The organism is Rhodococcus ruber, assembly GCF_016804345.1.
Lineage (GTDB): Bacteria > Actinomycetota > Actinomycetes > Mycobacteriales > Mycobacteriaceae > Rhodococcus > Rhodococcus ruber.
Map to the genome: position 1 here is coordinate 2,308,163 of NZ_CP044211.1, position 18,521 is coordinate 2,326,683.

23 protein-coding genes and 1 tRNA gene are annotated in these 18,521 nt (G+C 70.6%); 12 read left to right on the plus strand and 12 right to left on the minus strand.

Going from position 1 to position 18,521, the window contains the following annotated elements:
* The first annotated feature begins 276 nt into the window (after window positions 1-276).
* Entirely contained in the window at window positions 277-2,856 is a 2,580-nt protein-coding gene (gene glgP, locus F1734_RS10810; RefSeq protein WP_026137841.1) for an alpha-glucan family phosphorylase, read from the plus strand.
* A 7-nt stretch (window positions 2,857-2,863) separates the two neighbouring features.
* On the opposite strand, the gene F1734_RS10815 is transcribed toward glgP, so the two are convergent.
* Window positions 2,864-3,433, minus strand: a complete 570-nt coding sequence (locus F1734_RS10815; protein WP_010596745.1) for a TetR/AcrR family transcriptional regulator — start codon at window positions 3,431-3,433, stop codon at window positions 2,864-2,866.
* Between the two features lie 92 nt (window positions 3,434-3,525).
* Here F1734_RS10815 and F1734_RS10820 point away from each other — a divergent pair, with 92 nt between their 5' ends.
* The 3 genes from F1734_RS10820 to F1734_RS10830 all read left to right on the plus strand — a co-directional run bounded on the left by F1734_RS10820 (window position 3,526) and on the right by F1734_RS10830 (window position 5,510).
* On the plus strand, window positions 3,526-4,449 hold the full coding sequence (locus tag F1734_RS10820) for an alpha/beta fold hydrolase (RefSeq protein ID WP_040271604.1): 924 nt from the start codon (window positions 3,526-3,528) through the stop codon (window positions 4,447-4,449).
* Window positions 4,430-4,936 (plus strand): HPP family protein, encoded by a 507-nt coding sequence (locus tag F1734_RS10825; RefSeq protein ID WP_203011633.1) that lies wholly within the window; start codon window positions 4,430-4,432, stop codon window positions 4,934-4,936. Before F1734_RS10820 ends, F1734_RS10825 begins: the two co-directional genes overlap by 20 nt.
* 115 nt (window positions 4,937-5,051) lie before the next feature.
* A complete protein-coding gene (locus tag F1734_RS10830; protein WP_010596748.1) occupies window positions 5,052-5,510 on the plus strand; it encodes an ATP-binding protein in 459 nt (152 codons plus the stop codon).
* Window positions 5,511-5,660: 150 nt separating this feature from the next.
* On the opposite strand, the gene F1734_RS10835 is transcribed toward F1734_RS10830, so the two are convergent.
* Window positions 5,661-5,843: a hypothetical protein gene (locus F1734_RS10835; protein WP_010596749.1), complete on the minus strand. Its 183-nt coding sequence runs from the start codon at window positions 5,841-5,843 to the stop codon at window positions 5,661-5,663.
* Window positions 5,844-5,890: 47 nt separating this feature from the next.
* Window positions 5,891-6,085: a hypothetical protein gene (locus F1734_RS10840; protein ID WP_225223441.1), complete on the minus strand. Its 195-nt coding sequence runs from the start codon at window positions 6,083-6,085 to the stop codon at window positions 5,891-5,893.
* A gap of 273 nt (window positions 6,086-6,358) precedes the next feature.
* Between F1734_RS10840 and F1734_RS10845 the strand changes: the two genes are divergently transcribed.
* Window positions 6,359-7,060: a GAF and ANTAR domain-containing protein gene (locus F1734_RS10845; RefSeq protein ID WP_010596751.1), complete on the plus strand. Its 702-nt coding sequence runs from the start codon at window positions 6,359-6,361 to the stop codon at window positions 7,058-7,060.
* A gap of 29 nt (window positions 7,061-7,089) precedes the next feature.
* Here the strand turns inward: F1734_RS10845 and F1734_RS10850 are convergent, their stop codons facing one another.
* The 4 genes from F1734_RS10850 to F1734_RS10865 form a co-directional block, all read right to left on the minus strand.
* Entirely contained in the window at window positions 7,090-7,293 is a 204-nt protein-coding gene (locus F1734_RS10850; RefSeq protein WP_040271610.1) for a cold-shock protein, read from the minus strand.
* A 128-nt stretch (window positions 7,294-7,421) separates the two neighbouring features.
* Window positions 7,422-9,452 (minus strand): ATP-dependent DNA helicase, encoded by a 2,031-nt coding sequence (locus F1734_RS10855; protein WP_040271612.1) that lies wholly within the window; start codon window positions 9,450-9,452, stop codon window positions 7,422-7,424.
* A gap of 25 nt (window positions 9,453-9,477) precedes the next feature.
* Window positions 9,478-10,056, minus strand: coding sequence for an isochorismatase family protein (locus F1734_RS10860; protein WP_017681063.1), 579 nt, complete (start codon window positions 10,054-10,056; stop codon window positions 9,478-9,480).
* A gap of 5 nt (window positions 10,057-10,061) precedes the next feature.
* Complete coding sequence (locus F1734_RS10865; protein WP_203011635.1) at window positions 10,062-11,408, minus strand: nicotinate phosphoribosyltransferase; 1,347 nt, start codon at window positions 11,406-11,408, stop codon at window positions 10,062-10,064.
* 48 nt (window positions 11,409-11,456) lie between these two features.
* On the opposite strand from F1734_RS10865, the gene clpS reads away from it, so the two are divergent.
* From clpS to F1734_RS10880, 3 genes are read left to right on the plus strand one after another with little or no spacing between them, the layout of a single operon-like run.
* Window positions 11,457-11,840, plus strand: a complete 384-nt coding sequence (clpS, locus tag F1734_RS10870; RefSeq protein ID WP_010596756.1) for an ATP-dependent Clp protease adapter ClpS — start codon at window positions 11,457-11,459, stop codon at window positions 11,838-11,840.
* Between the two features lie 55 nt (window positions 11,841-11,895).
* Window positions 11,896-12,474, plus strand: a complete 579-nt coding sequence (gene aosR, locus F1734_RS10875; RefSeq protein WP_203011637.1) for an oxidative stress transcriptional regulator AosR — start codon at window positions 11,896-11,898, stop codon at window positions 12,472-12,474.
* On the plus strand, window positions 12,471-13,577 hold the full coding sequence (locus F1734_RS10880; protein ID WP_059174778.1) for a P1 family peptidase: 1,107 nt from the start codon (window positions 12,471-12,473) through the stop codon (window positions 13,575-13,577). The genes aosR and F1734_RS10880 overlap by 4 nt, the downstream gene beginning before the upstream one ends.
* 5 nt (window positions 13,578-13,582) lie before the next feature.
* On the opposite strand, the gene F1734_RS10885 is transcribed toward F1734_RS10880, so the two are convergent.
* The gene (locus tag F1734_RS10885; protein ID WP_010596760.1) at window positions 13,583-13,735 is read right to left on the minus strand and encodes a hypothetical protein; all 153 of its coding nucleotides are present in this window, start codon (window positions 13,733-13,735) and stop codon (window positions 13,583-13,585) included.
* 156 nt (window positions 13,736-13,891) lie between these two features.
* Between F1734_RS10885 and F1734_RS10890 the strand changes: the two genes are divergently transcribed.
* The 4 genes from F1734_RS10890 to rdgB all read left to right on the plus strand — a co-directional run bounded on the left by F1734_RS10890 (window position 13,892) and on the right by rdgB (window position 16,825).
* Window positions 13,892-14,518: a rhomboid family intramembrane serine protease gene (locus tag F1734_RS10890; protein ID WP_010596761.1), complete on the plus strand. Its 627-nt coding sequence runs from the start codon at window positions 13,892-13,894 to the stop codon at window positions 14,516-14,518.
* Window positions 14,519-14,642: 124 nt separating this feature from the next.
* Window positions 14,643-15,404, plus strand: a complete 762-nt coding sequence (locus F1734_RS10895) for a cyclic nucleotide-degrading phosphodiesterase (RefSeq protein ID WP_010596762.1) — start codon at window positions 14,643-14,645, stop codon at window positions 15,402-15,404.
* A gap of 13 nt (window positions 15,405-15,417) precedes the next feature.
* Complete coding sequence (gene rph, locus F1734_RS10900) at window positions 15,418-16,206, plus strand: ribonuclease PH (RefSeq protein ID WP_010596763.1); 789 nt, start codon at window positions 15,418-15,420, stop codon at window positions 16,204-16,206.
* A 1-nt stretch (window position 16,207) separates the two neighbouring features.
* Window positions 16,208-16,825: an RdgB/HAM1 family non-canonical purine NTP pyrophosphatase gene (gene rdgB, locus F1734_RS10905; RefSeq protein WP_010596764.1), complete on the plus strand. Its 618-nt coding sequence runs from the start codon at window positions 16,208-16,210 to the stop codon at window positions 16,823-16,825.
* A gap of 141 nt (window positions 16,826-16,966) precedes the next feature.
* Here rdgB and F1734_RS10910 read toward each other — a convergent pair whose 3' ends face one another.
* The 4 genes from F1734_RS10910 to F1734_RS10925 all read right to left on the minus strand — a co-directional run bounded on the left by F1734_RS10910 (window position 16,967) and on the right by F1734_RS10925 (window position 18,452).
* Window positions 16,967-17,353: a DUF3817 domain-containing protein gene (locus F1734_RS10910; protein ID WP_064066571.1), complete on the minus strand. Its 387-nt coding sequence runs from the start codon at window positions 17,351-17,353 to the stop codon at window positions 16,967-16,969.
* The gene (locus F1734_RS10915) at window positions 17,350-17,769 is read right to left on the minus strand and encodes a hypothetical protein (RefSeq protein WP_064066572.1); all 420 of its coding nucleotides are present in this window, start codon (window positions 17,767-17,769) and stop codon (window positions 17,350-17,352) included. The genes F1734_RS10910 and F1734_RS10915 overlap by 4 nt, the downstream gene beginning before the upstream one ends.
* A 68-nt stretch (window positions 17,770-17,837) precedes the next feature.
* A tRNA-Leu gene (locus tag F1734_RS10920) sits at window positions 17,838-17,922 on the minus strand.
* 47 nt (window positions 17,923-17,969) lie between these two features.
* Window positions 17,970-18,452, minus strand: coding sequence for an HNH endonuclease (locus F1734_RS10925; RefSeq protein WP_072786585.1), 483 nt, complete (start codon window positions 18,450-18,452; stop codon window positions 17,970-17,972).
* Between the last annotated feature and the right edge of the window lie 69 nt (window positions 18,453-18,521).

Below are 18,521 nucleotides of genomic sequence, written 5' to 3' on the forward strand. Positions count from 1 at the left end.
CCCGTCTCCAACCGTAATGGAGGGGCGCACCGCCGTCCCCTCGTGCGACGCGTAACGTCGCCGGAGCTCCCAGACAGCTGTTACCCGGCGCCGACGCGACTAAACGGGAGGGGCATCGGCGCCCTCGTCCGAGTCCTGCCGCCGACACGAACCGCCCCGTCGAGGCGCGGCACGGAAACGTCCCCGGCCTGTTCGCCGGCCACCCGGCCCGGCCCCCGGACGTCTGCCGCATTTGCCGGTCTTCGCGGACGGCGGATTGTCGGTAGTCTTCCCGGGGTGAGAGCCTTGCGTCGGTTCACCGTACGAGCCCACCTTCCCCAGCGGCTGGCCGGCCTGGGCCCGCTCGCCGTCAACCTGCGCTGGTCGTGGCACACACCCACGCAGGACCTGTTCGCCTCGATCGATCCCGGCCTGTGGCGTCGCGTCGAGCAGGACCCGGTGCGGATGCTCGGCGAAGTGCCGCCGGCCCGTCTCGACGCGCTCGCCGCGGACGAGGAGTTCCTCGCACGGCTCGACGCCGAGTCGGCCGATCTCGACGACTATCTCGCGAGACCGCGCTGGTACCAGCACGAACAGAACGAGGGCACCCGGCTGCCGTCCGGCATCGCCTACTTCTCCATGGAGTTCGGTGTTTCCGAGGTCCTGCCGAACTACTCCGGCGGACTCGGCATCCTGGCCGGTGACCACCTCAAGGCGGCCTCGGACCTCGGACTGCCGCTCATCGGTGTCGGCCTGCTCTACCGTTCCGGCTACTTCCGGCAGTCCCTGACCGCCGACGGATGGCAGAGCGAGCACTACCCGAACTACGACCCGCAGGGGCTGCCGTTGCGGCTGCTGACTGAGGCGGACGGCACCCCCGCGCTGATCCAGGCCGCGATGCCCGGCCATCGCACCCTCACCGCCCGAGTGTGGATCGCCCAGGTCGGTCGCGTTCCGTTGCTGCTGCTCGACTCGGACATCGCCGAGAACGACGAGGAACTGCGCGGGGTTACCGACCGTCTCTACGGCGGCGACCAGGACCATCGCATCAAGCAGGAGATCCTGGCCGGGGTCGGCGGAGTACGCGCCGTCCGGGCCTACACCCGCATCGCGGGACTGCCCGATCCCGAGGTGTTCCACATGAACGAGGGACACGCCGGGTTCCTGGGTGCCGAACGCATTCGCGAACTGGTCACGGGCGCCGGTCTGGACTTCGACGAGGCGCTCGCCGCCGTACGCGCCGGCACCGTCTTCACCACCCACACCCCGGTGCCCGCGGGCATCGACCGGTTCCCGGCGGAACTCGTCCGGCACTACTTCTCCGGGCCGAACGGCGAGAACGAGTCGGCGCTGCTGCCCGGCCTGGGAGTGGACCGCATCCTCGCCCTCGGCCGGGAATCGGACTCGCGGGTGTTCAACATGGCTCATCTCGGTCTGCGGCTCGGCCAGCGCTGCAACGGCGTGTCGAAGCTGCACGGCCGGGTCAGCCGCGAGATGTTCGTCGACCTGTGGCCCGGCTTCGACGCAGGCGAAGTCCCGATCGGGTCGGTGACCAACGGCGTGCACGCGCACACGTGGGCCGCCCGGGAGTGGCTCGAGTTCGCCAACCGCCTCGCCGGTCCCGACCGGGTGGAGGAAGCCAAGGGTTGGGAACTGCTGCAGACGGTCGAACCGCGCGAGCTGTGGGTCACCCGTAACACGTTGCGTGCGCAACTGGTGGAGGAGATCCGCCGGCGGCTGCGCCGGTCCTGGCTCCAGCGCGGCGCCACCGAGGCCGAACTCGGCTGGGTGGACGGGGTGTTCGACCCGCACGTTCTCACCGTCGGGTTCGCGCGCCGGGTGCCGACCTACAAGCGGCTCACCCTGATGCTGCGCGACCCGGAACGACTGCGGGCCCTGCTGCTCGACGAGGACCGTCCCGTGCAACTCGTCGTCGCCGGCAAGAGTCACCCCGCCGACGACGGCGGGAAGGCACTGATCCAGCAGGTGGTGCGGTTCGCCGATGCGGCCGACGTGCGTCACCGCATCGTCTTCCTGCCGGACTACGACATGTCCATGGCCCGGTATCTCTACTGGGGCTGCGACGTGTGGCTGAACAATCCGCTGCGTCCGCTCGAGGCATGCGGGACGTCCGGGATGAAGTCGGCTCTCAACGGCGGGCTCAACCTCTCCATCCGCGACGGCTGGTGGGACGAGATGTACGACGGTGAGAACGGCTGGGCCATCCCCACCGCGGACGGGGTGATGGACGAACATCGCCGGGACGATCTCGAGGCCAGCGCCCTGTACGAGTTGCTCGAGCGGTCGGTCCTGCCGCGGTTCTACGACCGGGACGGCAGCGGTGTACCCAGGCGATGGATCGAAATGGTGCGGCACACGCTCCAGAACCTCGGTCCGAAGGTGCTCGCCTCCCGCATGGTCCGGGACTACACCGTGCAGTACTACGCGCCGGCCGCTGCCGCCGCACGCGAGGCGGTCGCCGACGGCTTCGCCGGGGCGCGGCAGCTCGCCCACTACCGGCGCCGCGCCGAGGCCGCATGGCCGGCCGTGCGGGTGGCCCAGGTCGACAGCGCCGGACTGCCGGACATCCCGGAGATCGGGTCCAAGCTGGCCCTGACCGCCCACGTGTACCTCGGTGGTCTCCGTGCCGGCGACGTGGTCGTGCAGGCGGTCGTCGGCCGGGTCGGACCCGACGACACCCTGTCCGACGTGGTGACGGTGCCGATGCGGCACACGGGCACGGATCCGCTGGGCGAGGTCTTCGAGGTCGAGGTCGCGCTGCCGATGGCCGGGTCGGTCGGCTACACGGTGCGGGTGCTTCCGCACCACGAGCTGCTCGCGTCGGACGTCGAACTCGGCAAGGTCGTGCTCGCCTAGCTGGTCCTCAGCTCGGGGTTCGGGGGCCGCTCGCGTCGAGCAGGACGCGTGCGGCGTCGCGGGCCTGCCGGGCGACGGCGGGGGAACCGGAGATCGCCGCCGTCGCCATGGCCCCGTTGGCCAGGATCGCCAGCTGGTCGCCCAGTGCCGGGGGGCTACCCGCGTCCGCGACGAGTCCGCGCAGGTAGCGCCGGAACGCGTCCTTGTGCGCGCGGGCGATCTCGGCGACGTCGCCGGAGATGCCGCCGAGTTCGCCGAACGTGTTGATGAACGTGCAGCCGCGGAAGTCGCTGCAGGCGAACCATTCCTCGAGAAAGTCGAACACCGCGAGAACCCGCTCGCGCGGATCGGCGCGGGCGTCGACATACCGGCGCAGATCCGTCAGCACGGTGTGATCACGCCGGGTCAGTACGGCCGCCACGAGCCGGTCCTTGGCGGGGTAGAGCTGATAGAGCCGCTTGAGCGACACCCCGGAGCGGGACCGGATCGTGTCCATGCCGACGGCCTGGATGCCGTGCTCGTTGAACAGTTCCTCGGCGGCATCGAGCAGCCGGGTCTGCGCGGTGTCCGCGTCCATCGAGCCCCTCCTCTTGCGTAGAGAACCATCGTTCTCTACGCTACACCCCGTACTGGAGAACGATCGTTCTCCGACCGATCCGAGGAGGACTCATGTCCGCTTCCGCCGTCCGTCACCGCACCGAAACCATCGACGGGCTCGACGTCTCCTACCGCGAGGCCGGGGACCCGGGCGCCCCCGCACTCGTTCTGCTGCACGGCTTCCCGTCCAGCTCGCACATGTTCCGGCATCTGCTCGGCGAGCTCGCCGACGAGTATCACCTCGTCGCCCCCGACCACATCGGCTTCGGGCGATCGGCGATGCCCCCTGTCCACGAGTTCGACTACAGCTTCGACCGTCTCGCGCAGGTCACCGCCGCGCTGCTCGACCGGATCGGGCTGACCCGCTTCGCCCTCTACCTCCACGACTACGGCGCCCCGATCGGCCTGCGGATCGCGGCCGGGAACCCCGAGCGCGTCACCGCGCTGATCACCCAGAGCGGCAACGCCTACCGCGAAGGGTTCACCCCGTTCTGGGAGCCCCTCTTCGCCCATGCGCAGGACCGCACCGCCCACGAACCCGCCGTCCGTGCCCTCCTCGAGCCGGAGGCGACCCGGTGGCAGTACGTCCACGGCGTGCCCGAGGACCGCCTCGACCGGGTCGCCCCGGAAGCCTGGCTGCTCGACCAGATGGGCCTCGATCGACCCGGCAACAAGGAGATCCAGCTCCAGTTGTTCTGGGACTACCAGTTCAACCTCGACGCGTACCCGGCGTTCCAGGAGTACTTCCGCGCCTGGCGGCCGCCGACCCTGGTGACGTGGGGTCGGGGCGACGAAATCTTCGGTCCCGCGGGTGCGGAAGCATTCGCCCGCGACCTCCCCGATGCGGAGATCCACCTGCTCGACGCAGGCCACTTCGCCCTTGAGACGCACGGGCCGGAGATCGCGAACCTCGTCCGCGGATTCCTGGGACGCACTCTGCCCGGACGCACCCCCGAGGCGGAAGGAGCCTGGTCGGATGCCCGCGCTGCTCGATGATGCACCGGACGGGTCCGGCCGTGCTCTGGCGGCCGCCCTCGCGCCGGGGGCGGTCGCGATCGGCGCGGCCGGCGCGCTCGCCGCCCTCGAGAATTTCGCACACTGGGCGGTGTTCGGGCTGCCGTACGTTGCGTCCGCAGCCCTCATCGCTCTCGCACCCGGCACCCCGGCCGCCCGGCCCGGAGCGATCGTGCGCGCCTACCCCGCGGCCGCGGCCGCGGCGCTCGTCGTCGCGGCCGTTGCCGGTCCGTCGCAGGCCGGAGCCGCCGTCTCGGCGGGCCTCGCGGTCGTCGCCATGGCGCTGCTGCGGGCGCCGCACGTGCCCGCCGCCGTGTGTGCCGGCGCGATCGGGCTCACTGACCCGGGGATCGGCTACGTGGGAACCACGCTGGTCCCGGCGCTCCTCGTCGTCCTCGGCGTCGCGACCGTGGCCGGGCGGGTACTGCCCGGATTCGTCTATCCGGCGCGGGTCGCCCCTGCCGCCTGACCGGGACGGTCGCCGTCGCTGTGCGCACATGCTCGCTTCGAGGTATGGGACCGCGCCGCCGTGGGTATACACCGGATGCGTCCGACCGAGGACGCATCGAAATTCGAGGAGGAGGATGCACTCGCGACACGCCTCTCAGGCGTTCACATCGACCGGGATGTTCTACCGTGGGGTCCGCGCCGAGCCGGGCCAGGTGACGATGCTCCGGCAGGCCCTGGACCGGTGGCTGGACCGCCTCCACCTCGAGGCCGAACTCGGACAGGACGTGCTGCTCGCCAGCTACGAAGCGCTGGCCAACGTCGTCGAGCACGCGTACGCCGACGGACCCGGAGATCACCGCGGTGCGGTCGACCTGGAGGCCGTGTACCGACCCGACGAGCACTCCGTCGAGGTGGTCGTCACCGATCACGGCCGATGGCGGACCCCGGCGTCCGGCGACAGTTGCCGCGGCCATGGGCTCGCGCTGATCCGGACTCTGACGTCGCACACCGATGTCGTCTCCGTCCCCGACGGCACCTCGGTCTCGATGAGGTGGGACGTGGCGGATCACCCCGCGCTCGTCGCGGCACCGTGACCCGAGAGTGCGCGGCACCGTGACCCGAGAGTGCGCGGCACCGTGACCCGACAGTGACGGATCACCGGCTTCCGGAAGCGCCCCCCTGCGGCGCTGTCCGGAAGCCGGTGATCCGGTCGGAGACCACCGACGCCGGGAGAACGTCGGTGGTCAGCTTCTGGGGCCGCGCCGGCTCGACGCCCATCCCGGGCGCCGCCGGGTCGCGGCGGGTGTGCGGTCGACGCGTGTGTGGTCGTCCGCGAACATCGCGTCGATACGAGCCTTGATCTCGGCCGTGCTCATCGCCGAACCCGGGACGGTGCTCCGGTGGGCGAGGTGATCGGGGTGGTTCATCGGTTCCTTGCTCGGGTGGGCTCGGCAGAGCCGGTCGGATCGGGTGGTCAGGGGCGGATCATCAGGGCCGCGCCCGCGACCGTCGCGACCGTGAGGAGTGCCGCCAGGGCGCCGAGGGCGAGAGAATGACTGATTGCGACGACGAGCCCGCACGAGAGGGTGCCCGCGCCGGCGACGATCGCCGGCACCGAGAGCAGCGGCGAGCCATCGGCGGGGGTGGCGGAAGGGGCGACGTGAACCATGGGTGTTCCTTCTTCGCGGATCGTGTCCAGGAGGTACACCGACGTGGAACGACGAGCAGCCGACGTGTCGCGGTGTTCTCCCGAGAACTTGTCCACACGATTCGTGGAGAGCGAGAGGGGGAGCACCGGGGGTCGGGGCGGCTCCGATTAGAGCGTCGCCGGGATCTGGGGCGGACGCTCTGTGTATCAGGATATGTCATGTGACCCGAACGGCGCCAGCCGATCACTGTGATGTATGTCACTATTTGTGGGTACTGATGAAGGGACCGCAGCGTGTTCGACCAGGACGAATTCATGGCGGTACTGTCTCGATTCGCGCGCCGGCTGCCCACCTCCTACGACGTCGGGGCAGCGCTCGACGAACTCGTCGACGGAGTGACCGGCGTTCTGGGCCTCCTCGGTTGCGGGGTGAGCCTGCAGTGCGAGGGCCGGCTGCAGTTCGTCACCGCGGCCGCGGAGGTGGTAGGGAAGATGGAACGCTGCCAGGAGGACACCGGCGTGGGACCGTGCCGGTACGCGTTCGATCGTGGCGAACCCATCGCGGTCGCCGACGTGCGGCAACGCCAGGACCTGTGGCCGGAGTTCGCAGAGAAGGCGCGCGAGTACGGGATCGCGGCGGTGGCCGGGATCCCGATGCAGCTCGCGGACGAGAAGATCGGCGCCCTCGACATGTACGCGTGCGAACCACGCGACTGGGCGGATCGTGAGATCGCGGCGGCGCAGGTGTGTGCCGACATGGCCACCGGTTACATCGTCAACGCCAACAAGCTTCGGCAGCACGAGCAGTTGAACGCGCAACTGCAGACCGCTCTCGATTCGCGCATCGTCATCGAACAGGCGAAGGGCGTCATCGCGCAGGCCCGGAAAATCACCCCGGACGAGGCGTTCCGGCTGATCCGCGGCCACGCCCGCAGGAATCAGGCGCCCGTGCGGTCGGTCGCCAAAGCCATCGTCGACGTAGGTCTGCGGGTCTGAATGCCGCGCCGCGGCGGCGGCGCCGGTTCTCACACCGGGCGGACGTTCTCCGCCTGAGGTCCCTTCACGCCCAGCCCGACCTCGAACTCCACGCGCTGGCCCTCCGTCAGCGAGCGGAAGCCCGTGCCGGCGATCTCCGAGTAGTGGACGAAGATGTCGGGACCACCTCCGTCCTGGGCGATGAACCCGAACCCCTTCTCCTCGTCGAACCACTTGACGACGCCCTGTGGCATATCCGAAAGCTCCCTGTCCCTGCGGCCTTCGAATCCGGCCGCTGCGCCTGCTTCGATGCTGCCGCGAAACAGCCGGAAATTCCGGGAATCCCGGGAACGAATCGGGGAACCGACGCGTCGCGGCTCGGTCAGCCGCGCAGCCGGGTGAGCGCCTTGCGCACCACCTCGGGGTCGGCGGTCTCCCAGAACGGTGGCAGCGACGCGCGCAGGTATCCGCCGTACCGGGCGGTCGCCAGGCGGGGATCGAGCACCGCCACGACCCCCCGGTCATCCGTGCTGCGCAGCAGCCGCCCGACGCCCTGCGCGAGCAGCAACGCCGCATGGGTGGCCGCCACCGACAGGAAGCCGTTGCCCCCGCGCGCCTCCACGGCCCGTTGCCGCGCCACCAGCAGCGGGTCGTCCGGCCGAGGGAACGGAATCCGGTCCAGGATCACGAGCGAGAGCGACGGCCCCGGGACGTCTACGCCCTGCCACAGCGACAGAGTCCCGAACAGGGACGTCGGTTCGTCGGCCGCGAACTTGTCCACCAAGGCGCCGGTTGCGTCCTCGCCCTGGCACAGGACGGGTGTGTCCAGACGCTCCCGCATCGCCTCCGCGGCCGCCTTCGCGGCGCGCATCGACGAGAAGAGTCCGAGCGTGCGCCCGCCGGCCGCGGCGACCAGCTCCGCGATCTCGTCCAGGTACGCGGGGGAGAGCCCGTCGCGGCCCGGCGGCGGCAGGTGCCTGGCGACGTACAGGATGCCGGACTTGGCGTGGTCGAACGGTGATCCCACATCCAGGGAGTTCCACCGCAGGTCCCCGTCGTCGGACGGCGGTTCGGTCCCCGACGCTGCGCCCGTGTCGCTGCGGGCCGGAGACTCCGGGGGCAGCCCCCAGTTGACGGCGAGCGCGTCGAACGAACCGCCGACCGTCAACGTCGCCGAGGTCAGCACGACCGTCGCCTCGGCGAACAGCCGGGAGCGCAGCAGTCCGCCGACGGACAGCGGCGCCATCCGCACCGTGTGCCGAGTGTTGCCGCGGAACTCGTCGGCGGCATGCCAGACGACGTCCCGACGCGCGGCGGGATCGGTCTCCTCGAAGGCGGTCAGCACCCGCACCGCGCAGTCGTGCACCTCGTCGACGTCCGCGAGCGCCTGGTTGCGGGCGGCGGCGGCCTCGGCGTCGAGCCCCGGCTTGGGCGGACCCAGTGCGGTGCGCACGGCCCACGCCGCGTCCCGGATCGCGGCCAGCGCCGCGCCCGCACCGTCGGGCAACTCGTCCCACCGTCCCGGCGGCAGCTCCTCGAGCAGCGCCTCCCAGTTCTCCGCGGCCCCCTCGAGACGGTCCACGTCCGCGTCCTCGACCAATTTCACGCAGCGCCGCGCAGCTGCCGAGACGGTGCCGCCGGACAATTCGGCCGTCGCGACGCCGGTGACGCGGTCCACGAGTTCGTGCGCCTCGTCGACCACCACCACGTCGTGCTCGGGGAGGATCGACAGCCCGCTGATCGCGTCGATCGCCAGCAGGGCGTGGTTGGTGACGACAACGTCGACCTGCCCGGCCTCGGCCCGGGCGATCTCCGCGAAGCAGTCCTCACCGACCGGGCACCGCGACTTGCCCAGGCACTCGCGTGCGCTCACACTCACCTGACGCCACGCCTGGTCCGACACGCCCGGCACGAGGTCGTCGCGGTCGCCGGTGTCGGTCGTCGACGACCACTCCGTGACCCGCCGCACCTCCCGGCCGATCCGCGACAGCGCGAACGCATCGAACAACTGGTCGTCGGCCGGGGGCTCCTCCGCCAGACCGGTGTGAATCTTGTTCAGGCACAGGTAGTTACCGCGGCCCTTGAGAATCGCGAACCGGGGACGCCGACCCAGCGCCGTCGCCAGCGCGTCGGCCAATCGCGGCAGGTCCCGGTCCACCAGCTGACGCTGCAGCGCGATCGTCGCGGTGGAGACCACCACGGTCCGGCCCGTCTGCACCGCATACCGCACCGCCGGCACGAGATAGGCCAGCGACTTACCGGTGCCGGTGCCGGCCTGGACGGCCAGGTGCTCACCGGTGTCCAGCGAATGCGCCACGGCCGACGCCATCGTCAGCTGGTTGCGCCGTTCCTTGCCGCCCAGCGCGTGCACCGCGGTGCGCAGCAGGTCGGGCACATTCGGGAGTTCGGGCACCGCGCCAGGGTACTGGGCACCACCGTCAGCTTCGCGGGCCGACCTGTCCGACCAGGTCCACACCCGCCGCCTGGAGCGACGAGAGGGCCGACTCGACGGTCGTCGCGCTCACCCCCGCGGTGTACGGCAGCAGCACCCGGGTCTCGAACCCCGCGGCCGCCGCATCGAGCGCGGTCGCCCGCACGCAGTGATCGGTCGCGATGCCCACGATGTCGACCTCGGTGACGCCGTGCCGGCGCAACCACTCGTCGAGCGACTCGCCCGTGTCGTGACTGCCCTCGAAGCCCGAGTACGCGGCCTCGAACCTCCCCTTGGAGAAGACCGCCTCCACGCGGGCGGTGTCGAGCGCCGGATGGAACTCCGCACCCGGCGTTCCCACGCGGCAGTGCGGTGGCCACGAGTCGACGAAGTCCGGCTCGTCGGAGAAGTGCGCACCCGGATCGACGTGGTGATCCCGGGTGGCGACCACGTGCGCGTAGTCCCGCGCGTGCGCCGTCAGATACCGGCTGATATCGGCGGCGACCGCGGCACCGCCGGCCACGGCCAGCGACCCGCCCTCGCAGAAGTCGTTCTGTACGTCGACGACGATCAACGCCCGCGACATCGTCCTCACCTCACGAATCGGGTCGGCACCGCCGCGTCACCCGCCGACAGGGTCAGACCCTCCCAGGGAAGACTGATCAGCCCGTGGGCGAGCAACGCCCGGCTCTCCTCCAGCGTAGCCACGTCGTCGACGCGCTCGCCGTCACAGATCAGAGGAACCATCAGCTCGTGCACCACCTCGCCGTCGCCCTCCGGGACCGGGGCGTCCGCCGGGTAGATCACCTCTTCCACCAACGTGCCGGTCGGGCGCGCGAACCGCACTGCCCGCTTGGCGCCGCCCCGGGACTCCTTGTGGGCACTGCGCTTCTCCACCGGAATGCCGTCGACCTCGACCAGCTTGTAGACCATCCCGGCCGTCGGCGCGCCCGACCCGGTCACCAGCGACGTACCCACGCCGTACACGTCGACCGGCTCGGCGCGCAGACCCGCGATCGCGTACTCGTCCAGGTCACCCGACAACACGATCTTCGTGTTCGTCGCGCCCAGCTCGTCGAGCTGATCGCGCACCTGCCGGGCCAGCACGCCGAGATCACCCGAATCGATCCGGACGGCCCCGAGGTCGGTGCCGGCCACCTCGACGGCCGTGCGCACCCCGTTGGTGATGTCGTACGTGTCCACCAGCAGCGTGGTTCCCACCCCGAGCGTCTCGACCTGACTGCGGAACGCCGCCGCCTCGTCGCGACCCGCACCCGTCGTGTGCACCAACGTGAACGCGTGCGCCGCAGTACCCGTGCCCGGCACCCCGTACCGGCGTACCGCCTCGAGATTCGACGTCGCATCGAAGCCCGCCAGATACGCGGCCCGCGCACACGCGACCGCCGCCTCCTCGTGGGTGCGGCGCGACCCCATCTCGATCAGTGTGCGGCCGTCCGCGGCGCTGACCATCCGGGCCGCCGCCGAGGCCACCGCGCTGTCGTGGTTGAGGATCGACAGGATCAACGTCTCGAGCAGCACGCACTCGGCGAACGTGCCGCGCACCGCGAGCACCGGCGAACCGGGAAAGTAGAAGTCGCCCTCGCGGTAGCCCTCGATGTCGCCGGAGAACCGGTAGTCCCGCAGCCACTCCACGGTCGACGCGTCGAGGAATCGTCCCGCGACCGCGAGTTCCGCCTCGCCGAAGCGGAACGTCCCGAGCGCATCGATCAGCCGGCCGGTCCCACCGACCACGCCGTACCGGCGCCCGGGCGGCAGACGCCTCGCGAACACCTCGAACGTGCAAGGGCGGGAACCGGTGCCGTCCGCAAGGGCAGCCTCGAGCATCGTCAGCTCGTAGACGTCCGTGAACAGGGCGGTGCTCGCCGTCGCGGTCGGTCGGAGAAGGGAATCGGGCACCCGATCACTGTAGAGGGGCACGGTGGGATGCCGCTGTATCGGCAGGCGCGGACGCCGTACCCTGGAGCCATGGCGATGTGTTCCTCGACAAGCCCGTTCGACACCGCCCCCACGGAGCCGTCCGACGCAGTCATCGTGGCTTCGTTCCCCACGGTCACCCTGGCGGCAGGGCAGGCAATGCCGGCGGAAGCCGAAGCCGTCGAGGAGATCGAAGCCGTCGACCGGCCCTGGGTCACCGTCGTGTGGGACGACCCGGTCAACCTGATGCACTACGTGGCGTACATCTTCCAGAAGCTGTTCGGGTACAGCAAGGCCAAAGCCACCGAACTGATGCTCAAGGTGCACAACGAAGGCAAGGCGGTCGTCTCGAGCGGTTCGCGTGACAAGATGGAACACGACGTGCAACGCCTGCACGCCGCGGGGCTGTGGGCGACGATGCAGCGGGCCGAGTGACCGGCCGCCCGTTCGCCGACAATTCCGACCGCGGAGCCAGGAGGAGCCGACCGACGTGCGGCAGTGGAGCAGGAAGAACTCGCTCGGAGGCGTGAAGCTGCGATCCGAGATGGACGCACACGAGGCGTCGGTGCTGCGTTCGCTCGTCGCATCCGTACTCGGCATGCTCGAAGAACGCGCCGACGGCGCACCCCAGGACGACCTCGCCGCGCTCACCGGCCTGCGCACCGGCAACTCCGCCCCGCCGGACGTCCCCGCCCTGCGGCGGTTGCTGCCCGACTTCCACCGGCCCGACGCCGACGCCACCGTGCATCCCGACGACGAATCGGCCGACCTCAACGGCGCCCTGCGCAGCCTGCACGAACCCGACATCATCGACGCCAAGCTCGCCGCCGGAGCCGTCATCCTGCGCACCGTCCCCGAATCGGGCGGGAAGGTGGTGCTCACCCCCGAACAGGCCGATGCCTGGCTGTACGGGCTCAACGACCTGCGGCTCGCGCTCGGCACCACCCTCGGCATCGACGACGACACCCCCGAGGCGCTCGACGAAGACGACCCGCGTGCCCCCCACCTCGACGTCTACCACTGGCTGACCTGGATGCAGGACTCCCTCGTCCAGGCGCTGATGCCGTGACGGCCGCGCCCGGACCCACCGACTCGCTCACCGACGTCGCCGGCATCCGCGTGGGGCACTGGCACGCCCTCGACGCCGAGGTCACCCTCGGCTCCGACGACACCTACGGCACGGGACGGGCCACCGGATGCACCGTCGTCGTCCCCGACCGCGCCGTCACGGCCGCCGTCGACGTCCGCGGCGGCGGTCCCGGCACCCGGGAAACCGACCTGCTCGACCCCAGCCACTCCGTGCAGCGCGTCGACGCCGTGCTCCTCACCGGCGGCAGCGCCTACGGTCTCGCCGCCGCCGACGGCGTGATGCGGTGGCTCGAGGAACAGGGACGCGGCATCGCGATGGGGCCGCCGGGCGCCGTCGTGCCCATCGTGCCCGGCGCAGTCGTCTTCGACCTGCCCGTGGGGGCATGGACCGCCCGCCCCACCGCCGACAGCGGATACCGGGCCGCCGCGGCGGCCACCGCGACCGTCGCGCGCGGCACCGTCGGCGCCGGGGTCGGCGCACGCGCCGGCACCCTCAAGGGCGGCATCGGCACCGCGAGCCTGACCCTGACCGACGGCCCCGCCGCCGGCGTCACCGTCGCCGCCCTCGTCGTCGCCAACCCCGTCGGGGCCGTGTTCGATCCCGAGACGGGCCTGCCGTGGGGCCTCGGGCCCACCCGGGCCGCCCGGCTCGGACTCGTCGCCCCGGCCGCCACCGAGATCGCCGCCGCCAACGCCCTCACACCGAAGGGCACCGCCCTCAACACCACCATCGGCGTCGTCGCCACCGATGCCGACCTGACCGCCGCCGCCTGCCGCCGCGTCGCCGTCGCCGGGCACGACGGACTCGCGCGGGCCGTCCGCCCCGCGCACTCGCCGCTCGACGGCGACACCCTCTTCGCCCTGGCCACCGGGACCGCGACGGTGCCCGCGCCGGCGCGCCCGATCCCCGACGCCTTCGCCCCCGAACTACCCGTGCTGGCCGCCGTGTGCGAGGTGGCCGCCGAGGTCGTCCAGCATGCCGTCGTCGACGCGGTGCTGCACGCGACCGCGGTCGCGGGCATCCCCGCCTACCGCGACCTGTTCCCGTCCGCCTTCACGACCGGGGGCGCCACGTCGCGCTGACGGGCTCAGCCCGGCGCACCCTCCGGCACACGCTTCATCTGGTCACCGCAACAGATCTCCGAATGCGCCATCTCCTCGTTGCACGGGCACGACTTCTCGTAGACGAGCTGCGCACCGCACTTCTCGCAGGCGTAGCGATCTCCGACGCTTCTGGGCACGACTGCCTCCCCGGGTGGACGGTGAGTTCCACGGTAGCCACCGCACCGCCGGAATACTGCGCTTTCCCGGGGCTCGCGCCCGGTGCCGAGCGGGGCGCACGTCGGTAGGCTCGAAGGCCAGGAACACCACGCAGGACACACGCGAAGGGCGAGCGCATGACCGTACCCGACGGTTCCCGTCCCGGGCTCCGGCCCGTCTGGCAGCGCGCCGCGCTCCTGATCGCCGGATTCGTCGCCCTGCTCTACGCAATCGAGGCCGTCGACGCCGCCGCGCCCGCCGAACTCGACTCCGCGGGCATCGAACCGAGAAGCGCCGACGGACTGTGGGGAGTGGTGTTCGCCCCCGTGCTCCACGCCGACTGGGCGCACTTGAGCGCCAACACCATTCCTCTGCTCGTGCTCGGATTCCTCGTGCTCGTCTCCGGGATCGGCCGCGGTCTGGCCGCCACCGCGATCATCTGGATCGTCGGGGGACTCGGTACCTGGCTCACCGCCGGTGCCGGCTTCGTGCACATCGGTGCGTCGATCCTCGTCTTCGGCTGGCTCACCTACCTGATCACGCGCGGCATCTTCACCCGGCAGGCGAACCAGATCGTCATCGGCGTGATCGTGCTGTTCGTCTACGGCAGCATCCTGTGGGGCGTGCTGCCCAGCGACCCGCGTGTCTCCTGGCAGGGGCACCTCTTCGGCGCCGTGGGCGGCGTTCTGGCCGCGTGGCTGCTCTCCGCCGACGAGCGTCGCCGGCGGCGTTCGCCGGCCGTGCCGACCTCGCCGTACCGGTGAGACGCACCCCCTCCCGGCAACTGACCGATCGGTAGGATCACAGCGTCGGCGCGACTGTGACATCTCTCGATCAATACCCGTGTTGGCTTCGTCGCAACCACAGGGACGTGGCAGCATGAGCCCCATGCGCATGACCGTCCTGGGGTGTTCCGGCAGCGTGGCCGGTCCGGATTCCGCCGCGTCGGGCTACCTGATCACCGCCCCGGGCACCCCGCCCCTGGTGATCGACTTCGGCCCCGGGGTCCTCGGGGCATTGCAGCGGTACGCCGATCCCGGCGAGGTCTCGCTGTTGCTCTCGCACCTGCACGCCGACCACTGCCTCGACATCCCGGGCCTGCTCGTCTGGCGGCGCTACTCCCCGAACCGCCCCACCGGACGCACCCTCGTCTACGGCCCCTCGGACACCAGCGTCCGCATCGGAGCCGCCTCCGCCGAGATCGCCGGCGAGATGGACGACGTCAGCGACACCCTGGACGTGCGTCCCCTCGCCGACGGAGAAGCCTTCCGCTTCGGCGCACTCACCATCCGCCCCGGCCGGGTCGACCACCCGCCCGAGGCATACGGATTCCGCATCACCAGCGACTCCGGACGCACCGTCGTCTACACCGGCGACACCGGCATGTGCGACGAGGTCGTCGACCTCGCGCGCGGTGCCGACGTCCTGCTGTCCGAAGCCTCCTGGACCCATGCGCCCGACGACCGGCCCGGCGGCATCCACCTCTCCGGCACCGAAGCCGGCCTGGTCGCCGCGCGTGCCGGGGTGGGGGAGTTGCTGCTCACCCACATCCCGCCGTGGACCTCGCGCGAGGACGTCATCGCCGAAGCCAAGGAGCAGTATTCCGGGCCCGTCCACGCGGTGTCCGCCGGGGACGTCTACCGCATCTAATAGGCTCGTCCGGGTGACCACACGAGAAGACGGCAGAGCGGACGACGAACTCCGCCCCATCCGGATCACCCGAGGATTCACCAACCACCCCGCGGGCTCGGTGCTCGTGGAATTCGGCCAGACCCGCGTCATGTGCACGGCCAGCGTCGAAGAAGGCGTACCACGCTGGCGCAAGGGTTCCGGTCTCGGCTGGCTCACCGCCGAATACGCGATGCTCCCCGCCGCCACACACACCCGCAGCGGCCGCGAATCCGTCAAAGGCAAGCTCGGCGGGCGCACCCAGGAGATCAGCCGCCTCGTCGGCCGCGCCCTGCGCGCCTGCATCGACCTCGCCGCGCTCGGCGAGAACACCATCGCCATCGACTGCGACGTCCTGCAGGCCGACGGCGGCACCCGCACCGCCGCCATCACCGGCGCCTACGTCGCGCTCGCCGACGCCGTCACGTGGCTCAGCGCTGCGGGCCGCCTCACCGACCCGCAGCCCATCTCGTGCGCCATCGCCGCCGTGAGCGTCGGCGTCGTCGACGGCCGCGTCCGTCTCGACCTGCCCTACGAGGAGGACGTGCGCGCCGAGGTCGACATGAACGTCATCGCCACCGACACCGGCACCCTCGTCGAGGTCCAGGGCACCGGCGAAGGTGCGACGTTCGCCCGCTCCACCCTCGACAAGATGCTCGACTCCGCGCTCGCCGGCATCGCCGAACTGTGCGAGATCCAGAAGCAGGCGCTCGAAGCGCCCTACCCGGGCACGCTCCCGCAGCCCGTGACACCCGAGCGCACCCGGAAGAAGTTCGGTGTCTGAGATGGTGCGGGTGCTCGTGGCGAGTCGCAACGCGAAGAAGCTGCGCGAGCTGCAGCGCGTCCTCGACTCCGCCGGGATCGCCGGGATCGACCTCGTCGGCCTCGACGCGGTGCCGCCCTACGACGAGGCGCCCGAGACCGGCGCGACGTTCGAGGAGAACGCGGCCGCCAAGGCGCGCGACGGCGCAGCCGCGACCGGAATGGCTTGCGTCGCAGACGATTCCGGTCTCGAAGTCGATGCCCTCAACGCGATGCCCGGGGTGCTGTCCGCGCGCTGGTCGGGACGGCACGGCGACGACCACGCCAACACCGAACTGCTGCTCGGGCAGCTGCAGGACGTCCCCGACGAGCGACGCGGGGCGGCGTTCGTCTCCGCCTGCGCCCTCGCCGTCCCCGGTGACGACGGCGAGATCGCGGTGCACGTCGTGCGCGGGGAGTGGCGCGGCGCCATCGTCCACAGCCCCCGAGGCGCCAACGGGTTCGGCTACGACCCGGTGTTCCGGCCGGAAGGCGAGGACCGCACCGCAGCCGAACTCAGCGCCGAGGAGAAGGACGCGTCGTCGCACCGCGGGCGGGCGCTGGCACAGCTCGTGCCGGACCTCGCCGCGCTCGCGCGCTAGACCGCCGCACCGAGCCGAGGATTCGAGCGCTGAGGATTCGAAGGCTGGGATTCGAGGGCTGGGGATTCGAGCGGATAAACGGAATCCGCCCACGCCGTGGCGTGGGCGGATTCCGGTCGATCGCGTGGATGTGGGCCGGCGTCAGACGCCGAAATCGGCCTTGACCTGTTTCGTGCGCTGGTGCTCGACGAAGAACGACAGGAACGGGATCGTCCCGGCGAGGAGGGTGCCGATCGTGCGGCCCGCGGGCCAGCGCACCTTGATCGCCAGGTCGAGCGTGAGCACGAGATACACCGCGTAGACCCAGCCGTGGACCACGGCGATCCAGCCGGGAACGTTCTCGACCTTCAGGATGTACTTCGCGACCATCTCGCCGGTGAGCACGAGCAGCCACACGCCGGTGATCCACGCGAGCGCGCGATACCGGGTCAGGGCCGAGGCGATCTTCTTCTGGTCGGCTTCCGGGCGGGACTGCGGCGTGGTCGAACCGCTCGTCTGGTCGGGTGCCTGCTCGGGGGTCGTGCTCACTGAGCGCTCCTATCGGACCTGCGCGCCAGCTGCGCGAGGTAATCGTTGTACTCCAGCATCTGCCGGGCCTCCGGGTCGTCCGGATCGACGTCCGCGTTCGGATCGAACTGCACGCGGGGCCGCTGGGGGAGGAGATCCTCGGGAATCTCGGTGGGTTCCTTCGGTTCCGACGCGCGCGGCGCCCCCGTGGCCTGACTCTCGGCGTCCTCGGACTCGAGCTTCACGAACCGGCGGTAGGCGTAGACACAGAAGAAGGCGAACGCGGGCCACTGGAGTGCGTAGCCGAGGTTCTGGAACGTGCCGCCCACGGCCTCGAACCGGGTCCACTGCCAGAAGCCCAGACCGAGACAACCGGCCGCGGCCACCGTCACCAGTACGACGAGGGCAAGGCGACGCGGCGGACGGTTCTCGGACACGTCATCAAAAGTACCCGAGCGGCCCCTCGACCTGCCAAGAGCGGTCGAGGGCCGTGGGAGAGGTCACGTGGTGCGCGAGGGGGGACTTGAACCCCCACGTCCGAAGACACGGCGTCCTAAGCGCCGCGCGTCTGCCTGTTCCGCCACTCGCGCGTACCAGCGTCACTTTACGCGATCACATCGGTGCTTCTTCGCTCGACCTAGGGGGCTCCGAAGCGCTTTCTCGCGGCCCACGTCGGGGTTTGACTATGGCAGTTGGGGCACAGGAATCGGATGTTCTCCGGACGGGAGTCGTTCGGATTCCCATCGATGTGATCGACATGGAGCGTGATCGGATAATCGCACCACTGATCCCCGAGGCCGCATCTCTCGCACTTGTACGCGCGGCCGGACTCGACGAGGGCGCGGCGGAGTAGAGGCGGTTTCTGTCGGGGAGCGTCAATCGGTTTGCGGACCAGGACTTCTTTCCATTCGAGACGGTTCAGTGCACGCCCACCCCTGGTGTGCGCCGATCCAGTGAAGTGGGACGTGTCGATGCCCAGCTTCTTGATCCGCCGGCTCAGGTGGTGGTGCGAACCCCCGCTCGGAACGAGACCGAGGTAGCGCATGACCCCCGCCACGCTCGTCGAGTTTCGGACCGCCTCCTCGAGGATTTCCAATGTGTACTTCGTCGACCGCCCCATCGCCCCCCCTGGATCGAATGTGTGTTCGATACGAAGACTGTATCCGACGGTTCTGACAAACCGCGGAAA